The organism is Acidithiobacillus marinus (genome assembly GCF_002847505.1).
GTDB classification, from domain to species: Bacteria; Pseudomonadota; Gammaproteobacteria; order Acidithiobacillales; family Acidithiobacillaceae; genus Acidithiobacillus; species Acidithiobacillus marinus.
Map to the genome: position 1 here is coordinate 1 of NZ_MXAV01000006.1, position 20,469 is coordinate 20,469.

General features: G+C 55.2%; 17 protein-coding genes and 1 tRNA gene. 15 read left to right on the forward strand and 3 right to left on the reverse strand.

Going from position 1 to position 20,469, the window contains the following annotated elements; translation table 11 throughout:
* The 3 genes from B1757_RS02125 to B1757_RS02135 all read right to left on the reverse strand — a co-directional run.
* The coding region (locus B1757_RS02125) for a zinc-binding alcohol dehydrogenase family protein (protein ID WP_172437563.1) at window positions 1-947 on the reverse strand (947 nt) is incomplete at its 3' end.
* A 123-nt stretch (window positions 948-1,070) separates the two neighbouring features.
* Entirely contained in the window at window positions 1,071-2,186 is a 1,116-nt protein-coding gene (locus B1757_RS02130; RefSeq protein ID WP_101536757.1) for a ribonucleotide-diphosphate reductase subunit beta, read from the reverse strand.
* Window positions 2,187-2,206: 20 nt separating this feature from the next.
* Window positions 2,207-5,059, reverse strand: a complete 2,853-nt coding sequence (locus B1757_RS02135) for a ribonucleoside-diphosphate reductase subunit alpha (RefSeq protein WP_101536758.1) — start codon at window positions 5,057-5,059, stop codon at window positions 2,207-2,209.
* Between the two features lie 319 nt (window positions 5,060-5,378).
* Here B1757_RS02135 and tldD point away from each other — a divergent pair, with 319 nt between their 5' ends.
* From tldD to nuoH, 15 genes are all read left to right on the forward strand, one after another.
* Complete coding sequence (gene tldD / locus B1757_RS02140) at window positions 5,379-6,824, forward strand: metalloprotease TldD (protein ID WP_101536759.1); 1,446 nt, start codon at window positions 5,379-5,381, stop codon at window positions 6,822-6,824.
* 96 nt (window positions 6,825-6,920) lie between these two features.
* Window positions 6,921-8,846, forward strand: coding sequence for an ATP-dependent zinc metalloprotease FtsH (ftsH, locus tag B1757_RS02145; protein WP_101536760.1), 1,926 nt, complete (start codon window positions 6,921-6,923; stop codon window positions 8,844-8,846).
* A gap of 53 nt (window positions 8,847-8,899) precedes the next feature.
* Window positions 8,900-9,712 (forward strand): dihydropteroate synthase, encoded by an 813-nt coding sequence (folP, locus tag B1757_RS02150; RefSeq protein WP_101536761.1) that lies wholly within the window; start codon window positions 8,900-8,902, stop codon window positions 9,710-9,712.
* Window positions 9,709-11,049, forward strand: a complete 1,341-nt coding sequence (gene glmM / locus B1757_RS02155) for a phosphoglucosamine mutase (RefSeq protein ID WP_101536762.1) — start codon at window positions 9,709-9,711, stop codon at window positions 11,047-11,049. The genes folP and glmM overlap by 4 nt, the downstream gene beginning before the upstream one ends.
* 96 nt (window positions 11,050-11,145) lie before the next feature.
* Entirely contained in the window at window positions 11,146-11,943 is a 798-nt protein-coding gene (gene tpiA / locus B1757_RS02160) for a triose-phosphate isomerase (RefSeq protein WP_253253659.1), read from the forward strand.
* Window positions 11,944-11,948: 5 nt separating this feature from the next.
* Window positions 11,949-12,383: a preprotein translocase subunit SecG gene (gene secG, locus B1757_RS02165; RefSeq protein WP_101536764.1), complete on the forward strand. Its 435-nt coding sequence runs from the start codon at window positions 11,949-11,951 to the stop codon at window positions 12,381-12,383.
* A 37-nt stretch (window positions 12,384-12,420) separates the two neighbouring features.
* Window positions 12,421-12,505: transfer RNA gene (locus B1757_RS02170), tRNA-Leu, on the forward strand.
* Between the two features lie 133 nt (window positions 12,506-12,638).
* Window positions 12,639-12,995 (forward strand): NADH-quinone oxidoreductase subunit A, encoded by a 357-nt coding sequence (locus B1757_RS02175; protein WP_024893593.1) that lies wholly within the window; start codon window positions 12,639-12,641, stop codon window positions 12,993-12,995.
* On the forward strand, window positions 12,986-13,462 hold the full coding sequence (locus B1757_RS02180) for a NuoB/complex I 20 kDa subunit family protein (protein WP_010641695.1): 477 nt from the start codon (window positions 12,986-12,988) through the stop codon (window positions 13,460-13,462). Before B1757_RS02175 ends, B1757_RS02180 begins: the two co-directional genes overlap by 10 nt.
* A gap of 3 nt (window positions 13,463-13,465) precedes the next feature.
* Window positions 13,466-14,074, forward strand: a complete 609-nt coding sequence (locus B1757_RS02185; RefSeq protein ID WP_101536765.1) for an NADH-quinone oxidoreductase subunit C — start codon at window positions 13,466-13,468, stop codon at window positions 14,072-14,074.
* Complete coding sequence (locus B1757_RS02190; protein ID WP_101536766.1) at window positions 14,058-15,311, forward strand: NADH-quinone oxidoreductase subunit D; 1,254 nt, start codon at window positions 14,058-14,060, stop codon at window positions 15,309-15,311. Before B1757_RS02185 ends, B1757_RS02190 begins: the two co-directional genes overlap by 17 nt.
* Window positions 15,312-15,314: 3 nt before the next feature.
* Window positions 15,315-15,806, forward strand: a complete 492-nt coding sequence (gene nuoE / locus B1757_RS02195; RefSeq protein ID WP_101536767.1) for an NADH-quinone oxidoreductase subunit NuoE — start codon at window positions 15,315-15,317, stop codon at window positions 15,804-15,806.
* Window positions 15,796-17,079 (forward strand): NADH-quinone oxidoreductase subunit NuoF, encoded by a 1,284-nt coding sequence (gene nuoF, locus B1757_RS02200; protein ID WP_101536768.1) that lies wholly within the window; start codon window positions 15,796-15,798, stop codon window positions 17,077-17,079. Before nuoE ends, nuoF begins: the two co-directional genes overlap by 11 nt.
* Window positions 17,079-19,436, forward strand: a complete 2,358-nt coding sequence (nuoG, locus tag B1757_RS02205) for an NADH-quinone oxidoreductase subunit NuoG (RefSeq protein ID WP_101536769.1) — start codon at window positions 17,079-17,081, stop codon at window positions 19,434-19,436. The genes nuoF and nuoG overlap by 1 nt, the downstream gene beginning before the upstream one ends.
* Window positions 19,433-20,461 (forward strand): NADH-quinone oxidoreductase subunit NuoH, encoded by a 1,029-nt coding sequence (nuoH, locus tag B1757_RS02210; protein WP_253253660.1) that lies wholly within the window; start codon window positions 19,433-19,435, stop codon window positions 20,459-20,461. Before nuoG ends, nuoH begins: the two co-directional genes overlap by 4 nt.
* The last annotated feature ends 8 nt before the right edge of the window (window positions 20,462-20,469 follow it).

A 20,469-nucleotide genomic window follows, 5' to 3' on the forward strand; every position in this document is an offset into this window, starting at 1 on the left:
GAGGAACCAGATTCATTAAAACCTTCAATAATTCTAGTTGCTGTATGGCGGATTTTCCCTTCATCCACAAGTGCTGCAACTTCTGAGAGGATTGTCTGTTGCCGCTGGATGTCGGGCGTCGTGTACATAGTCCGGGTAAACATGAATTCCCAATGAATACTGATACTTTTTTGTTTGAAGGGAATGATATCAAATATTTGGGGATCGTCGATCAGGCCAAGATGTCCCTGCGGAGCCATCAGGGCGGGAAGTTGTGGAGCATATGTTTCTGAATGGGTTGTGCAAAAAACAAAGTTTGGCTGTGCTAACGATTGAGAAATCCAGGTTTCTGAAAAGGCTGGCGTATGATCCACTATCATGTGCGCCCCAAGTTCCAAGCACCAGGCTTGACTCTCAGGCCGCGAAGCAGTAGCAATTATGTGCAGGTCGGTCAGCCTTCTTGCTAATTGAACAGCCATGGAGCCTACGCCACCCGCAGCCCCGATAATCAGTAATTGATCATTATGTTGCGATCGTTGCTGTATCTGGAGGCGGTCAAAGAGCATTTCATAGGCTGTCAGCGCCGTCAGGGGTAAGGAAGCCGCTTCGGCAAAACTCAGACTTTGCGGCTTGCGGGCAACAATACGCTCATCCACCAACTGAAATTCGGCATTACTTCCAGGTCGTTGCATCGCACCAGCGTAGTACACAGCATCTCCAGGTTGAAACAAGGTGCAAGATTCGCCGACGGCTACCACGACTCCGGCGGCGTCGAAACCCAAGATACGTTGTTCTCCAGGAGAAGGTTGTATTCCAGACCGTATTTTCAGATCGACAGGATTCACTGATACGGCATGAACCTCCACGAGCAAATCGTAGCCTGTCGGTTGAGGAGTAGGGATTTTTACGGCATAAAGCTGGGTGGAAGAGGACTGAAATAAAGCAGTATCAAAGGCAAAAGCACGCATCGTCATTCTCATGGAAAGTGAATCAACATTAACGTTGACTGTAGTAAGTTGCTTTGACCAGTACGCACAGATACGGGTTTGCGTTGGAAGCGATCGTACCGGCAAAGCGCCACTTAGCCGGAATCAATCCCAGCTCAATGCCCCCCCAGTTTGATATTCCGTCACCCGGGTTTCAAAAAAGTTTTTCTCCTTTTTGAGGTCCATCATTTCGCTCATCCAGGGGAAGGGGTTTTGCACACCCGGATACTGTTGGGGCAGGCCCAGCTGGACCAGGCGCCGGTTACCGATGAATTTGACGTAATCCTTGAATATCGGGGCATTGAGGCCCAGCACGCCACGCGGCATGGTGTCGTCGGCGTAGGCACATTCCAGCTCCACCCCACGCCGGATCAGGTCAATAATTTCCTGCTGGAAGGCTTCCGTCCAGAGCTGCGGGTTTTCAACCTTGATCTGGTTGGCCATATCCAGGCCGAAATTGCAGTGCATGGACTCGTCGCGAAGAATGTACTGATACTGCTCGGCGGCGCCGACCATCTTGTTCTGCCGACCCATGGCCAGAATCTGGCTGAAGCCGACATAGAAGAAGGTGCCTTCCATGATGGCGGCAAAAACAATCAGGGAGCGCAGCAGTTTCTGGTCATTTTCCAGAGTGCCGGTCTTGAAGTGGGGGTCCGCCAGAATGTCGATGAAGGGCATGAGAAACTGGTCCTTGTCACGTACCGATGGTACTTCGTGGTACATGTTGAAGATTTCTCCCTCGTCCAGGCCAATGGATTCCACAATATATTGATAGGCATGGGTATGGATGGCTTCTTCAAAGGCCTGGCGGAGCATATATTGCCGACATTCCGGGGCGGTGATGTGGCGATAGGTGCCCAGCACAATATTGTTGGCGGCCAGACTGTCGGCGGTGACGAAAAAGCCGAGATTGCGCTTGACGATCCGGCGTTCGTCTTCGGTGAGGCCTTTGGGATCTTTCCACAGGGCAATATCCCGGGACATCTGGATTTCCTGGGGCATCCAGTGGTTGGCGCAGGCTGCCAGATACTTGTCCCAGGCCCACTGATATTTGAAGGGCACCAGTTGATTGACATCGGCGTGGCCGTTGATGATGCGCTTGTCCTCGGCCCGTACCCGAGCGAAGCGGATGCTTTCATCTTCGGGCAAGGACTCTGGCAAATCATTCAGACTGCTGCTACGCAGTGGCTCGGGACGCAAACTGTTTTCAAAATTCAACATGATTATAAATTCTCCTCTGCTTATTGACAGGCTTCACAGGTGGGATCATCAATGGCACAGGCCTTCGGCTGGTGGCCGGGCACGGCGTTGAGAGTGCCTGTTTGTACAGTAGATTTTTCCGCCGCTGTAGCGCCCAGCGAACGGAGGTAATAAGTGGTTTTCAGGCCACGCTTCCAGGCCAGGCGATAGGTTTCGTCAATTTTCTTGCCGGAGGGCTGCCCAAAATACAAATTCAGACTCTGCGCCTGGTCCAGCCATTTCTGACGGCGTGCCGCTGCTTCTACCAGCCAATCCGGATCGGTTTCAAAGGCGTTGGCATACAGGGGCTTGAGTGCGGCAGGAATGCGATCCACAGGCATGACGGAACCGTCAAAATATTTGAGATCATTGACCATGACTTCATCCCAGAGGCCCTGACGTTTGAGGTCGTGCACCAGATAGCTGTTCACCACCGTAAATTCGCCGGAAAGATTGGATTTGACATACAGATTTTGATAAATGGGTTCGATGCCCTGACTGACGCCGACAATATTGGAAATGGTCGCCGTGGGTGCGATGGCCAGGCAGTTGCTGTTACGGATACCCTCGCGGACCTTGTTGCGCAGCGCGCTCCAATCGAGACGATAGCTGCGATCCACATCCACCCCATGCTCACGGCTGGCGGCAAGTACTTCAATGCTGTCGATGGGTAATATGCCCTGACTCCAGAGCGACCCCTGAAAACTGGGATAGCTGCCACGTTCCCGGGCCAGATCCGCCGAGGCGTCCAGGGCATGGTAGGAAATCACTTCCTGGCTGATATCAGCAAATGCCACCGCGGCCGCCGAAGCATAAGGTATGCGCATTTCCAACAGAGCGTCGGAAAAGCCCATCAAGCCGAGGCCCACCGGGCGATGACGCAGGTTACTGTTGCGCGCCTTGCTGACCGCGTAGTAGTTCATGTCGATGACATTATCGAGCATGCGCATGGCAATCCGGATGGTGCGCCCCAGCTTGTCCGTATCCAGCAGTGCCAGCAAGTCTTCGGGCGTGCTCTCGGTGCGCAGGGCGGGAACATCAGCCAGAGCCGTGGTTTTCAGGTGCGCCACCAGGTTGACGGAACCGAGGTTGCACACGGCAATTTCCTTGTCGTTGGTGTTGAGGGTGATTTCCGTGCAGAGGTTGGAGCTGTGGACGACACCCACATGTTGCTGCGGGCTGCGCAGATTGCAGGGGTCCTTGAAGGTAATCCAGGGATGCCCGGTTTCAAAGAGCATGGTCAGCATTTTCCGCCAGAGCTGAATGGCCGGAATTTTCTTGTAGAGTTCGATTTCGCCGGCATCGGCCAAGCGCTCATAATGTTCGTAGCGCTCGCGGAATGCGGAGCCGGTCAGGTCATGGAGGTCGGCCGTTTCATTGGGACTGAACAGGGTCCAGTCTCTGCCGTTTTCGACCCTTTCCATGAATAGGTCGGGAATCCAGTTGGCGGTGTTCATGTCGTGGGTACGACGCCGGTCATCACCGGTATTTTTACGCAGTTCAAGAAACTCCTCGATATCCATGTGCCAGGTTTCGAGGTAGGCGCAGACCGCGCCCTTACGCTTGCCGCCCTGATTCACCGCTACGGCGGTGTCATTGACGACCTTGAGGAAGGGAACCACACCCTGGGATTTGCCATTGGTACCCTTGATGAAAGATCCCAGCGCCCGCACCGGGGTCCAGTCATTACCCAGGCCGCCGCTGAATTTGGAAAGCAGGGCATTTTCCTTGATAGCCTCGTAAATGTCGTCCAGATCATCCCCCACGGTGGTCAGGAAGCAGCTGGATAATTGCGGACGCAAGGTGCCGGAATTGAACAGGGTCGGCGTTGAGCTGACGAAATCGAAGCTGGAGAGTACTTCATAAAAAGCGATGGCGTGTTCTTCCCGATCAACCTCATTGATGGCCAGACCCATGGCGACGCGCATCCAGAAGGACTGAGGCAGTTCAATATGGCGATCGCGCACATGCAGGAAATAGCGGTCATAAAGAATCTGCAAGCCCAGATACTGGAAATTGAGATCCCGTTCTGGTTTCAGAGCTGCCGTGATCCGCTCCAGATCATATTGTCCCAGGCGAGGGTCAATCAGTTCATGGGCAATGCCGGTTTGCAGATAGTCCCGGAAGTATTCGGAATAGCGCAGGGTCATTTCTGCCTGGGTGGCAGCTTCTCCCAGCACTTCCCAACGCACCCGATCAAGCAGCAGACGCGCAGAAACATAGGCGTAGGCAGGATCGCGTTCGATCATGACCCGGCTTGCCAGAATCGGTGCCTGAAAAAGCTCATCTTCACTGATGCCGTCGTAGAGATTTTTGCTGGTATTGTTCAGTAGCATATCCACGGAAACGGCTTCGCCGAGACCGCTGCAAGCTTCTTCTAGCACCGCGCGCAGGCGCTGCATATCGAGAGCGCGCTGGCTGCCATCGGGATATTTCACCTGGATTTGCGGAATGTCGGTGAGGGGCGTGGCAGCGTTCTGCTGGCGACGCTCACGGGCGCGCTCTTCGCGATAGAGCACGTAGGCACGGGCGACCTCATGTTCACCGGCGCGCATCAAGGCCAGTTCTACCTGATCCTGAATGTCTTCAATATGAAAGGTGCCGCCCCCGGGCTGGCGCCTTTGCAAGGCCTCGATGACCTGTCCGGTCAGACGGGTGACCAGATCGCGCACCCGGGCGCTGGCAGCGCCACCGCCGCCTTCCACGGCCAGAAAGGCTTTGGTCATGGCGATATGGATTTTGCTGGCATCAAAGGTGACCACGGCATTGTTGCGACGGATTACCTTGTAGTGGTCAGCGTCAGATGGATCGTAGGCGGGATTGCTGACAACGGCTTGAGCGGCAGGATTGAGCATGTCTAAGACTCCGAAGCAAGGCGAAAAGATCAGGAAAGAGCGGCGTAATAGTTACGCGACGGGCACCCGGGAGAATAATGACTTGCCAGACACCTCACCCACAAAATATAGTCCCATTTGAGGTGTTGTCAACTACATGTTGTGGATGGGGGTGTCGATAACTATGTGACAAGATGTGGATAAGATATCCAGCATCATCATTTTTCAAGGATTTCGCGATATTTTCCGAGGCGAAATTACAGCTCGATAAACCTGGACTTGTTCTAAAAGGGTTCTTGGGCGCATACTGAAGCCCATAGACACACAAGGAAGGATATTTATGACGGCTTCAACCCTGGATATAGCACGCGCCACTTTGTTTGCACCCGGCGGCATCAGCGAAGGGGAGCTGGAAAAAGTATTTGGCCGATTGTCGGACCGCGCCCTGGATGATGCGGACCTGTATTTTCAATACAGCCGCAGCGAAGGTTTCAGTCTGGAAGAAGGCGTGGTCAAAAACGGGAGTCATTCCATCGAGCAGGGCGTGGGCGTGCGCGCCATCAACGGTGAGCGGCAGGGGCTGGCCTATTCCGATGAAATTGCCGTGGATGCCCTGTTGACCGCTGCCGACGCAGCCCGGGCCATTGTCCATCAAAGTGGAGAAAACCGGGGGCTGGTCTGGCAACGGCGTCAGGGTTTATCCCTTTATCAGCCCACCGATCCATTGGCATCGATTCCCAATGAAGAAAAAATTGCCTTGCTGGAGCGAGTCGAGCGTACGGCACGGGCTGTAGATCCCCGGATTGTTCAGGTGATGGCCAGTCTGAGTGCGCGCTTCGAAGCGGTGTTGGTGGCGCGGCTGGATGGCAGCATGGCGGCAGATGTGCGGCCGTTGGTGCGTCTGCATGTTTCTGCCATTGCCGAGCAGGGCGGGCGACGGGAGCAGGGCAGTGCTGGCGGTGGTGGACGCTTTGACTATCAAAATTTCCTGGAAGGTCAGATGGCGGAAGATTTCGCCCGGGAAGCAGCCCGCCAGGCCTTGGTCAACCTGGAGGCTGAAGCCGCCCCGGCCGGCAGCATGGACGTGGTGCTGGGGCCGGGTTGGCCGGGGATCCTGCTGCATGAAGCCATCGGTCATGGCCTGGAAGGCGATTTCAACCGTAAGGGAACCAGCGCCTTCAGTGGCCGGGTCGGCGAGCGGGTGGCGGCTCCAGGGGTGACCGTGGTGGATGATGGTACCCTGGAAAATCGCCGGGGCAGTCTCAACGTGGACGACGAAGGTACGCCCACCCAATGCACCACGCTGATTGAAGACGGTATTCTCAAGGGCTATCTGCAGGATACCCTCAATGCGCGCCTGACGGGGACCCGTTCGACCGGCAATGGTCGTCGCGAGTCCTTTGCGCATTTACCTATGCCGAGGATGACCAATACCTACATGCGCGCAGGAAATCGGGATCCCCAAGAAATCATTGCCAGCGTGCGGCGCGGTCTGTACGCAGTGAATTTTGGTGGCGGTCAGGTAGACATTACCAACGGTAAATTTGTCTTTTCTGCCTCAGAAGCCTACCTGATTGAAAATGGTAAAATCACTCGGCCTGTTAAGGGCGCGACACTGATTGGCAATGGTCCAGATGTGCTGACCAGGGTTGAAATGATCGGTAATGATCTCCAACTAGATACAGGTGTGGGTACTTGTGGCAAGGATGGTCAGAGCGTGCCAGTAGGTGTCGGTCAGCCCACCCTCAAAATACGCGATCTGACGGTCGGAGGAACTCAGGGGTGAAAAAAAGATTATTGTCAGTAGCTTTACAGAGGACTAACATCAAAGCATGTGTCCATGTTGAATCAGGTCTAAATTCTCCCTTGTGGGGGGTAAATTATGAATAATGTCTTAAAAAATGTGCTGTTGTGGGTGGCTATAGGCGTCATCCTGATGTTGGTGTTTCAGAACCTCAATACGAGTAACTCGACACCAGCTCAGGCCATGGATTTCTCAACTTTTGTGAACAGCGTCAAGCAGGGCCAAGTGGCCAATGTGAATATTGATGCTAATCATGTCACGGGCAGCCTCAGTTCGGGCCAAAAGTTCAGCGTCTATACACCTGCCAACGATACCCAACTGGTTCCTCAATTGCTGGCGGCAGGGGTAAAAATCAATGTCAAACCCCCGGCAGGTCAGTCTATTCTCCTGTCCATCCTGATTTCCTGGTTCCCTATGTTGCTCCTCATCGGCGTCTGGATTTTCTTCATGCGGCAGATGGGCGGTGGTGGTGCAGGCGGTCGCGGCGCCATGACCTTCGGACGTAGCAAGGCGCGGATGCTCACCGAAGAAAACAACAAGGTGACTTTTGCCGATGTCGCCGGTGTGGAAGAAGCCAAGGAAGAGCTGGCGGAAATCGTCGACTTCCTGCGCGATCCCCAGAAGTTTCAGCGCCTCGGTGGACGTATTCCCAAGGGCGTGCTGTTGATGGGTTCACCGGGTGCGGGCAAGACCTTGCTGGCGCGGGCTATCGCTGGTGAAGCACGGGTGCCTTTCTTCTCCATTTCCGGTTCCGATTTTGTGGAAATGTTCGTGGGTGTTGGTGCTTCCCGGGTTCGGGACATGTTCGAGCAGGCCAAGAAACATGCGCCCTGCATTATTTTCATCGACGAAATTGATGCGGTTGGACGCCAGCGTGGCGCCGGTCTGGGTGGTGGCAATGATGAACGTGAGCAGACCCTCAATCAGCTGCTGGTAGAAATGGACGGTTTTGAAGGCACGGAAGGCATTATTGTGGTGGCGGCTACCAATCGTCCCGATGTGCTGGATCCCGCCCTGCTGCGTCCCGGCCGTTTTGACCGGCAGGTTACGGTTCCGTTGCCGGACATTCGTGGTCGTGAGCAGATTCTCCAGGTGCATATGCGCAAGGTGCCCATTACCCCTGACGTGGATCCCAAGGTTATTGCCCGGGGCACTCCGGGTTTTTCCGGCGCCGACCTGGCCAACCTGGTCAACGAAGCGGCCTTGATGGCAGCTCGGAAAAGCAAGCGTCTGGTGGACATGCTTGACTTCGAGAATGCCAAGGACAAAGTCATGATGGGCGCCGAGCGCAAGTCGGTGGTGATGAGCGACAAGCAACGTGAGACCACGGCCTACCATGAATCCGGTCATGCGGTGGTAGCCAAGTTGCTGCCCGGTACTGATCCGGTGCACAAGGTGACCATCATTCCGCGTGGTCGGGCTTTAGGTGTGACCATGCAGTTACCGACGGAAGATCGCTTCAACTATGAGCGGCTGGAAATTCTCAGTAACATCTCCATTCTCATGGGTGGACGTATTGCCGAAGAAGTTTTCCTGAACCAGATGACCACCGGTGCGGGCAATGATATTGAACGCGCCACCGATCTGGCCCGGAAAATGGTGACCCAGTGGGGTATGTCCAGCATTGGTCCCATGGTCATTGGCGAAAAGGAAGAAGAGGTGTTCATCGGGCGGGAAATGACCAAGCACAGTAACATTTCCGAGCAGACGGCCATGACGGTGGACGGAGAAATCCGCAACATCATTCGTGAACGTTATGACATTGCTCGCAAGCTTATCGAGGAAAATCGCGATAAGGTGGAGGCCATGGCCCAGGCTTTGCTCAAATATGAAACCCTGGATTCCAATCAGGTGAGCGATATCATGGCTGGGCGTGATCCACGTCCGCCAGTGGATGGGGCCGGTAGTTATCCCAGCGTGCCCTCTGATGGCAACGCGGCCAGCTCGGACAAAACCGGCGGCCAGTCTTTGCCTGGCCTGAATCCCGGAGAGCACCCCGTTTGACCGTAACGCTGGATTGCAATGGGCGCCCGCTGTATTTGGGGCGCCCTTGTGTTATGGGGATTTTGAATGTTACCCCCGACTCTTTTTCAGATGGAGGTGTTTGTATCCGTCCGGATCAGGCGGTCATGCGCGCTCGCCAGATCTGGGAGAGTGGTGCTGACATCATTGATATTGGCGCAGAATCGACCCGTCCCGGCGCTCCCGCCATATCTGACAGTGAAGAAATGGAGCGCCTGCTGCCGGTTGTGGAAGCAGTAATGGCTGCAGTGCCTTTGCCGGTTTCCATAGACACCTCCAAGGCATCGGTTATGCGTGAAGCCTGGTCTTTGGGTGCCGGGATGATGAATGATGTGACGGCACTACGCGGTGATCCGGATTCTTTGGCGCTGCTCGCCGAGTTGCAGATTCCTGTCTGTTTGATGCACATGCGCGGCACGCCCAGGAATATGCAGACGCAAACCGACTATTCCGATCTGCTCGGCGAAGTGGAGGCATTTTTCAGGGAAAGAATCTCGACTTGCGAAGCCGTCGGTATTCAGCGTGATCACTTGCTGCTGGATCCCGGGTTGGGATTTGCCAAAGATTTGCAGGGAAACTGTTTGTTGCTGAGGCGCTTGGAAACTTTGCAGTCCTTGGGATTGCCGATTCTGGTCGGCGCCTCCAGGAAAAGCATGATTGGCACTCTGTCCGGGGTTTCGGAAGCCGCCCTGCGGCTGGGGGGAAGCATTGCCGCCGCGCTGTGGGCCATGACCCATGGTGCGCAGGTGCTGCGGGTCCATGATGTGGCAGAAACGGTGCAGGCCATCAGGGTCTGGACAGGTATACAGGAACAGGGCACTGACGTGTCCTTGAGGACAACAGTATGAGTAGAAAGTGGTTTGGTACAGATGGGGTGAGAGGCCGGGTTGGTGATTCGGTCATTCATCCCGAATGGGTATTGAAGCTGGGTTGGGCAGCGGGCCATGTGCTGACCGCCGGAGCGAGCGAACGTCCCCGTGTGGTCATAGGCAAGGATACGCGCCTGTCCGGTTATCTGCTGGAATCCGCTCTGGAATCCGGCCTTGCCAGCGCCGGGGTGGACGTGTTGCTGGTTGGTCCCCTGCCCACACCGGCCATTGCCTATCTGACCCGCACTTTGCGCGCCGATGCTGGCATTGTCATCAGTGCTTCCCATAATCCCTATCAGGATAATGGCATCAAGTTTTTCTCTGGAAACGGCTACAAGTTACCCGACGCCCAGGAGGAAGCCATCGAAGCCTGGATGGATCGGCCCATGCTGGTTTCGGATTCCGAGCAACTGGGAAAGGCGCGCCGGGTAGAAGATGCGGCCGGTCGATATGTGGAATTTTGCAAGACTACCTTCCCGGCCAACCTGGATTTGCGCGGTCTGCATCTGGTGGTGGATTGTGCCCACGGCGCCAATTACAAGGTGGGTCCCATGGTATTCCGGGAGTTGGGTGCAACGCTGACCTTGCTGGGTGTGGAACCTAACGGTATCAACATCAATGCGGGAGTCGGCTCGACCTGCCCGGAAATTTTGCAGGAGAAGGTTCGCAATTCCCAAGCGGATCTAGGTATTGCTTTTGACGGGGATGGCGATCGCCTGATTCTGGTAGATGAAAAAGGTGAAGTGCTGGATGGTGATGAGCTCATCTGGTTATTGGCGCGGGATATGCAACAACAAAATGCGCTATCGGGCGTGGTTGGCACGCTCATGAGCAATCTCGCCCTGGAACAGGGGCTGGCTGAACTGGGGATACCCTTTGTGCGCAGTGCCGTAGGTGATCGTTATGTTCTGGAAGCCATGCAGCAGAATGGCTTTAATCTGGGCGGAGAATCATCGGGTCATATTATCACCCCTGCCAATACCACGGGCGATGCCATACTGGCGGCTTTGCGGATATTGGCGATTATGCGTAAACATAACAAAAGTCTGGAAGCGCTACGTGCAGGCTATCGGCCTTATCCCCAGGTACTCATTGGGATCCGTCTGGCGGAGGCGCGCCGGATGTTGGATAATCCAAGTGCCCGCCAGTACATTGCAGGAGCGGAGCGGGACCTGGCAGACCAGGGGCGGTTGCTGGTCCGCCCCTCAGGGACAGAGCCTTTGCTGCGGATCATGGTAGAAGCGAAATCGGCGGAGTTGGCGGATCGCGTTGCCAAAAAACTGGCCACAGAACTGGAAATTCTGGCAGCAGGATGATCCTGATAGGTCATGAATAATAGCACCAGCGCCGGCAAAATTGACCACTGCCGAGTGAGTCTTTACACTCGGGCGCTCATTAGACGATTATGACATATGACTGAAAAAGGAAGATTCAATTTGCGCCCGACCATGGTTGCCGGAAACTGGAAGATGAATGGCCTCAGCGCCGATGCGGTCCATCTCACCCAAGCCATTCTCAGCGCCGGGCTGGAACAGCTGCGTCCTGAGGTGGTGCTGTTCCCACCGTTCACCCTGCTGCATGCGGTTTCTCAAGAAGCCAAAGGTACGGCATTGCGTTGGGGAGGGCAAAATCTCTTCTGGGAAGCCAATGGTGCCTATACCGGTGAAATATCTGGAGCAATGCTCAGAGATATGGGTTGCCGTTATGTTTTGATAGGACATTCGGAAAGAAGACAGATTTTTGCAGAAAGCGATGATCTGGTTGCTCACAAGGTCAAGGCAGCACTAACCTCGGGCTTGATACCGGTGGTTTGCGTAGGCGAAAGTGCGGCAGAGCGGGAACAGGGAACAACAGAACAAGTCCTGCAGCGCCAGGTGGAAGCCATATTGCCCCTCTTGAATCGGGAGTCCAACCAACCGAATCTGATTATTGCCTATGAACCTATCTGGGCCATTGGTACCGGGTTGAGTGCCAGTCCAGAGCAGGCCCAGACTGTGCATGCCTTTATCCGCAACCTGATCGCCGGATATTCCAGCCAATTGGCCAAAAAAATCATTTTGTTGTATGGAGGCAGCGTCAAGGGAAATAATGCCGCAGCACTGTTTAACCAGGATGATATTGATGGTGCCCTGGTTGGTGGAGCATCCCTGATCGCCGGAGAGTTTATCCAGATTTGTCGTGCTGCCGAATCGGCAGGGCGAGGAGGTTGATTATCATGTACACCGCGTTACTGGTGTTTCAGGTCATTATATGTGTGGTACTGGTGGGGCTGGTCCTGATTCAGAAGGGGCAGGGGGCGGATATGGGCGCGGCCTTTGGTGGAGGCGGTTCGCAAACCGTATTTGGCGCCCAGGGTGCAGGCAATTTTCTGAGCCATACCACCGCAGTAGTGGGGGCGATTTTCTTTTTGAACAGTCTGGGTCTGGCTTATCTTTCGGATCACGCCGCGTCCACCATGACTTCCGGGATTGCCTTGCCGAGTAAGGCTCCTGTGACCAGCACTATGCCGGTGAAACCCGTCAGTACGGCGCCAGTTACCCAGCCCGCAGCAGGCGCAGCTACATCAGCCGCTCCGGCACTGACAAGCCCTGCACAGAAGCCGAAGTTGGCAACACCGGTTTCTGCTGCAAAATCACCTGAGAAGCCTTGACGTAACTGGCGGGTCATGAGAAAGTTTTAAGACTTCGGCCGAAGTGGTGAAATTGGTAGACACACCGTCTTGAGGGGGCGGCGGCGCAAGCTGTACCGGTTCGAATCCGGTCTTCGGCACCAAATTGCAGCCTATAGGGCTGTTTTTTTGTCTCTGGAATATACCAGGGCACTGATTTATATATAAGAAAATTAATTTATAGCGGATTCTGGAAAGGCTGTCCCAGGTCCATATTTGGGTGGAGGAGTGTTGGGGATGTTGAACCACTATTTACCCGTGCTCATCTTTATTGTGGTGGCACTGGTGGTCGGTGTGGTCCCATTACTGATGGGAGCCTCGCTCGGACCGCATAAACCGGATAGCGAAAAGCTCTCGCCCTATGAATGTGGCTTTGAGGCTTTTGAAGATGCGCGCGTCAAATTTGATGTGCGTTATTATCTGGTGGCCATTCTCTTCATTCTCTTTGATCTGGAAATTGCCTTTCTTTTCCCCTGGGCGGTGGTTTTTGACCAGATCGGCATGATGGGCTTTCTGGCCATGATGATTTTTCTCGCCATTCTGGTGGTGGGTTTCATCTATGAATGGAAAAAAGGAGCCTTGGAATGGGAATAGAAGGTATCCTCGAAAAAGGCTTCGTGACCACCAGCATAGATACCGTGGTCAACTGGAGTCGAACCGGTTCTCTCTGGCCCATGACGTTTGGGTTGGCCTGCTGTGCTGTGGAAATGATGCATGCCGGCGCGGCGCGCTATGATCTGGACCGTTTTGGTATTGTCTTCCGTCCCAGCCCTCGCCAGTCGGATGTCATGATTGTGGCCGGAACCCTGGTCAACAAAATGGCACCAGCCTTGCGCAAGGTCTATGACCAGATGCCGGAGCCGCGCTGGGTGGTTTCCATGGGGTCCTGCGCCAACGGCGGGGGATATTATCACTACTCGTACAGTATTGTGCGCGGTTGTGATCGCATTGTACCGGTAGATATTTATGTTCCCGGTTGCCCGCCAACGGCTGAAGCCCTGCTGTACGGCCTCATCCAGTTGCAGAAAAAAATCCGTCGCACCAATACCATAGCCAGGTGAACCATGACTGACGCACTCGAAAATCTGCGCCAGACACTGAGCGCAAAACTGGGGGACAGCCTGCATGAAGCTCGTTTGGAGCGGGCTGAGCTGACTGTGGAACTGACCCCGGAAGCATTGCTCGCGACTTGTCTCTGGCTGCGTGATGATCCTGCCTGCCGTTTTGACATGCTCATCGATGTCTGTGGGGTCGATTACGCCGAATATGGCGACGGCAGTTGGGAAGGACCGCGCTTTGCCGTGGTGTATCACCTGCTTTCCCTGCCTCATCGGCAGCGTATCCGGCTGCGCGTATATGCCGATACGGAGTTGCCTATTGTGCCTTCAGTGGTGGATATCTGGGCGGCAGCCAACTGGTTTGAAAGAGAGGCCTTTGATCTTTACGGGATTTTGTTTGATGGTCATCCCGATCTGCGGCGGATTCTGACGGATTATGGCTTTGTGGGTCATCCCTTCCGCAAGGATTTTCCTTTGGTGGGGACTGTAGAAATGCGTTATGACGCCGATCAGGGCCGGGTCATTTACGAACCCACCCGCACCGAAGAAAGAGTCGTGGTGCCGCGCATCATCCGCAGTGAAGAGGAGGGGCGCTACCATGCCAGAAATCAATAATTTCACCATGAATTTCGGGCCGCAGCACCCCTCGGCCCACGGGGTGCTGCGTCTGGTGCTGGAGCTGGACGGCGAAGTTATTGAGCGCGCCGACCCCCATATTGGCCTCCTCCATCGAGCCACCGAAAAACTGGCAGAAAATAAAACCTATTTGCAGAACTTGCCGTACATGGATCGCCTCGACTATGTGTCCATGATGTGTAACGAACATGCCTACTGTCTGGCGGTGGAGAAACTGCTGGGTCTGGAAGTGCCGAGGCGTGCCCAGTATATCCGCACCCTTTTTGATGAAATCACCCGGGTGCTCAACCATCTGCTCTGGCTGGGCGCTTATGCTCTGGACGTAGGCGCCATGAGTGTTTTCCTGTATTGCTTTCGCGAGCGGGAAGACCTCATGGACGTTTATGAGGCGGTGTCGGGAGCGCGGATGCACGCCGCCTACTACCGTCCTGGAGGAGTGTATCGCGATCTTCCCGCACAGATGCCCCAGTATGTGGCCTCGCCCTATCGGGATGCGCGGCGCCTGGAATCCCTCAATGCCAATCGTCAGGGCTCGGTGCTCGATTTCATCGAAGATTTTACCCGCCGTTTTCCAGGGTATGTTGATGAGTATGAAACCCTGCTGACCGACAACCGGATCTGGAAACAGCGCACCGTCGGTATCGGTGTCGTCGATGCGGAAAGAGCCGTGCAACTGGGATTTACGGGTCCCATGTTGCGGGCCTCGGGGGTCGCCTGGGATTTACGTCGTACCCAGCCCTACGCGGCCTATGCGGACCTCGATTTTGAGATTCCGGTGGGCAGTACCGGCGATTGTTATGACCGTTATCTGGTGCGGGTCGCCGAAATGCGGCAAAGCAACCGGATTATTGCCCAGTGTGTGGATTGGCTACGGAAAAATCCGGGCCCGGTGATCAGTGATGACTTCAAGGTAGCCGCCCCGCCGCGCGAAGAAATGAAGACCAGCATGGAAGCCCTGATTCATCATTTCAAACTGTTTTCTGAAGGGATGTCTGTGCCTGCCGGCGAAGTCTATACCGCCGTTGAGGCACCCAAAGGCGAATTTGGCATCTACATGATTTCTGACGGGGCCAACAAACCCTATCGGATGAAAATTCGCGCGCCGGGTTTTTCCCATCTGGCGGCCATGGATGAAATGGCCAAAGGCCACATGATTGCAGATGTGGTGGCGATATTGTCCACCATGGATATTGTTTTCGGCGAGATTGACAGGTAAAGCATGTTATCGGAAAAGTCCCTGGAGGCTATTGCTTTTGAGCGCAGCAAGTATCCGCCCGAAGAATCCCGTTCGGCCCTCCTGGCTGCGTTGCGGATTGCCCAGGAAGAGCAGGGCTACCTGCGTGATGAACTCATCACCTATGTCGCCAATCTGCTGGACTTGCCGCCCATTCAGGCTTTTGAAGTGGCTACTTTTTACACCATGTATGACCTCAAGCCTGTGGGCCGTCACAAGTTCTGTGTGTGTGGTAGCGTGTCCTGCTTTCTCAATGGTTCCGACCGGATTATTCGTCACCTCAGTGAAAGGCTGGGTATTGGTCTGGGCGAAACGACAGAGGATGGTTTGTTCACCCTCCAGGAAGTGGAATGTCTGGGCGCCTGCAAAGATGCCCCCATGCTGCAGTTGGGTGATCGCTACTACGAAAATCTCACTCCGGAAAGCCTTGACGCCTTGATTGCCGAATTGCAGGGAGGGTCTACAGATGTACGTTAATGGCGTGACTCTGAAAAACCGTGGTGTGCCTGATTCTCATCGCCTTTCCGTATATGCCGGAACCGGGGGTTATGAAGCCCTGCGCAAAGTGTTGCAGGAGCCCATGGCCCCAGAACAGATCATTGCCGAGATGAAAAAATCCGCCCTGCGCGGGCGGGGTGGGGCGGGCTTCCCCACCGGACTGAAATGGAGCTTCATGCCCAAGGGTGTCAGTGGCACCAAGTACCTGCTCTGTAATGCCGACGAAGGTGAGCCCGGTACCTGCAAGGATCGGGACATCATGCGGTATGAACCGCACCGGCTGATTGAGGGTATGATTATTGGTGCCTACGCCATGGGCGCAACCGCTGGTTATATTTTCATTCGTGGCGAGTTCATCGAGCCCATCAATATTGTTGAAGACGCTTTGGCGGAAGCCTATGCTGCTGGCTATCTGGGCAAGAAGATCCTCGGCACGGATTTTTCCTTTGATCTTTATGTGTATCGTGGTGCTGGCGCGTATATTTGCGGTGAAGAAACGGCACTGATGGAAGCCCTGGAGGGCAAGAAGGGGCAACCGCGCTTCAAGCCGCCTTTTCCGGCCAGTTACGGGCTTTATGGCCGTCCCACCACCATCAACAATGTCGAAACTTTTGCCTCGGTGCCGGATATTATCACCAAGGGCGGCGAATGGTTTTTGAATCTGGGTAAACCGAATAACGGTGGGACCAAGATTTTTTCGGTCACTGGCCAGGTGCAGAAACCCGGCAATTATGAAGTGCCCATGGGACTGCCGTTCCGGGATCTATTGGAGATGGCTGGTGGTTTGCGTCCCGGACGCCAGCTGAAAGCGGTCATTCCCGGTGGAACCAGTACGGCAATGATTGCCGGAGAAGTGATGATGGATGTGACCATGGATTATGATTCCATCTCCAAGGCGGGTTCCGCTTTGGGCGCCGGTTCGGTGATTGTCATGGACGATAGTGTTTGCATGGTGCGTACCGTAGAACGTATTGCCCGCTTTTACATGCATGAATCCTGCGGCCAGTGTACGCCCTGCCGGGAAGGCATGGGCTGGCTATGGCGGGTAATGCACCGCCTGGAAAACGGCCAGGGTCGGGAAGACGACCTGCAATTATTGCTGGATGTGGGATCGCGTATCGAGGGCCGGACCATCTGTGCCCTGGCCGATGGCGGTGTGGCTCCGGTAGTGAGTTCTATCAAGCTGTTTCGTGAGGAATATGAATATCACATTGAACATAAGCGTTGCATGATCAGTATGGGGGAGCACTGATGCCGCATATTGAAATAGACGGACAGTCCATCGAGGTGGCAGCCGGTACCACTATCATGGAGGCGGCAGAGTCGCTGGGAATCTATATTCCTTTTTTCTGCTACCACCCCAAACTCTCCGTGGCGGCCAACTGCCGCATGTGCCTGGTGGATGTGGAAAAAGCCCCTAAACCCTTGCCAGCCTGCGCCACTCCGGTGGCCGACGGGATGAAAATTGCCACCGCTTCGCGCAAGGCCAAAATGGCCCAGCAGGGTGTTCTGGAGTTTTTGCTGATCAACCATCCCCTTGACTGCCCCATTTGTGATCAGGGCGGTGAGTGTCCTCTGCAGGACATCACCATGGGCTTTGCCAATCCCCACAGTCATTATCAGGAAGAAAAGCGGGTGGTCGAAGACAAAGATATCGGCCCCCTGATTACGACCGAAATGACCCGCTGTATCCAATGCACCCGTTGCGTGCGCTTTGGTCAGGAAATCGGCGGTATCAAGGAGCTGGGTGCTACCGGGCGCGGCGAACACATGGCTATTGGCACTTATGTGGCCAAGGCCGTGCAATCCGAGCTGTCCGGTAACATGATTGATTTGTGTCCGGTCGGGGCGCTCACCAGCAAACCATTTCGCTACAAGGCGCGTTCCTGGGAGTTGAAGCATACCCCGGGAGTTTGTCCTCATTGCTCCACCGGATGTAATACTGACGTGCAAAGTCTGGGCAAGGAAGTTCTGCGGGTCTTGCCGCGCCACAATGAGGCAGTCAACGAACAGTGGATTTGCGACAAGGGTCGCTATGCCTATACCGGGTTGAATGCTCCCGATCGAGTGACCAAACCTTTACTACGCCAGAAAGATGGGGAATGGGCGGAAGTTTCCTGGGCGGAGGCCCTGGAAGCGACCCTGGCCGGTCTGGATAAGATGCTGGCCCGTCACGGTGCAGACAAACTTGCAGGGCTGATCTCTGCACAATCCAGTAATGAAGAGCTTTTCCTCTTCCAGGGTTTGCTGCGGGGGCTGGGTAGCCCGCATCTCGACCATCGCCTGCGTCAGCAGGATTTCCGGGCGGATGCCGCCATGCCGCGGTATCCCGCGCTCAGCATGACGCTGGAAGAACTAGAAAGAGAGCCATTGATTGTGCTCTGTCATGCTTTCACTCGGCATCAGCAGCCTCTGACCAACCATCGTTTGCACAAGGCGGTTCTGAACGGCGGGAAAGTGGTGAGCATCGACAGTATTCACCAGGATTTCAACTTTCCAGTCACGCAACTGGTGGCTGAAGCTGGAGCAGATGGTCACTTGTATCAGCAGTTAGCGGAACATTTTGCGCATCTGCATGAAGCGCCACAGAGAGATCCTCTGGCGGTGCTGGCCCAGGAGCTGGCGGCAGCCGACAACCCTCTTATTCTGATTGGCAGCGCCTTGTTGCATCATCCCCAGGCGGCTGATTTGCTGGCTCAGGTGGAAAGTATTGCCGAGTTGTCCGGTGGCCGGATTGGCTGGCTGGCCGAGGAAGCCAATAGTGCGGGCGCCTGGCTGAGTGGCTGTGTGCCGCACCGTGGTCCCGGTGGTCATCCTGTGGACGCAGCAGGTTTGCCTGCAGATGCGTATTGGGAAGCTGGGATGCAGGGCTTTATCCTGTTCGGCGTTGAGCCCGGGGTGGATAGTATGCGCGGCGCAGAAGCCGTTCAGCGTCTGGCCAATGCCGAATTTGTCCTGAGTATCAGCCATTTTGCCCAGGAGGCCCGGCAGTATGCTGATGTGATTCTGCCCATGGCAGCCTTTGCCGAAGGTGCGGGTTCTTATGTGAATAATGAAGGGCGCTTGCAGTCTTTCCGCGCGGCGGTGAAATTACCCGGTGAAGCGCGGCCGGGCTGGAAAATTCTGCGGGTGCTGGGAGACAGCCTGAAGCTGCCCGATTTTCAGTATAACGAACTCAGCGAAGTCAGTGCCGCCTGGCAACATGCGGTAGGCGACTATGGTATGGATATTCCCCCTTTTCAGGCTTTCCCGCCCCTTCATGCGACACAAGCCCTTCCTGCCGGTCCATTATTGCGCCTCGGTGATTGGCCCATCTATCAGGGTGATCCCCTGGTCCGTCGCGCCGCTCCCTTGCACAACCCGCTGCGCGCCAGAATGCATCCGCAGCAGGCTCACTTGTCAGGTATTCAGGGGGAAGTGGTGGAAGTGAGTACGGCAGCGGGGAAAGTGACCCTGGCGCTGGAACTGGATACCCATATTCCCCTGGGCTGTATCTGGGTTCCCCTGGGATATTCCGAAACTGCCGTGCTGGGTGCGGCTTATACTCCCTGCTCGGTGGTCATGGCGGCTCTGCCTGAGCGCCAGCCGGAAAGCCTGAGGGCCTCATGATGCAGGACTTTTTTCATTCCGGCTGGTGGGCGGTGCTCTGGTCCATCATCAAAATTGTCATTGTCGTTGTCCCCTTACTGCTAGGGGTTGCTTATCTGACCCTGGCCGAGCGCAAGGTCATCGGCTACATGCAGGTGCGCCTGGGGCCGAATCGTGTCGGTTTCCGGGGTTCATTGCAGCCCATTGCCGATGCCCTGAAATTGATGTTCAAGGAAGTCATCATTCCCACTAGCGCCAATCGCTTCCTGTTTCTGGCAGCGCCGGTGCTGGCTTTTGTCCCTGCGCTCCTGGTCTGGGCAGCGGTGCCTTTTGGTCCGGATGTGGCCATTTCCAACATGAATGCCGGATTGCTGTATGTACTGGCCATAGCCGGGTTGGGGGTTTATGGCATCATCGTCGCCGGCTGGGCTTCCAATTCCAAATACGCCTTCCTGGGAGCCATGCGCGCGGCTGCGCAGCTGGTTGCTTACGAAATTGCCATGGGTTTTGCCTTGGTCGGGGTGCTGATGCTGGCCCAGACCCTGAATCTCAGCAAAATTGTCGAGGCCCAGGCCGGCGGTGGCTTCTGGTCCTGGTACTGGTTGCCACTTTTTCCGTTTTTCCTGGTGTATTTCATTTCCGGTGTGGCAGAAACCAACCGTGCGCCATTTGACGTGGCGGAGGGCGAATCGGAAATTGTCGCCGGTTTTCATGTGGAATATTCCGGCATGGCCTTCGCCCTGTTTTTCCTGGCCGAATACGCCAACATGATTTTTGTTTCCCTGTTGACTACGGTACTGTTTCTGGGCGGCTGGTATGCGCCCATTAACACGCCGCTATTGAACTGGATACCGGGCCTGGTCTGGCTGCTGCTCAAAACCGCTTTTCTGCTCTATGTGTTTTTATGGATACGGGCTACCTTTCCCCGTTATCGCTATGACCAGATCATGCGTTTGGGCTGGAAAGTATTTATTCCAGTAACCATTGCCTGGATTGTGGTGGTGGGTATTGCCCTGGAAACACCCATGCGTGCCCTTCTGCGCTGAGGAGAACA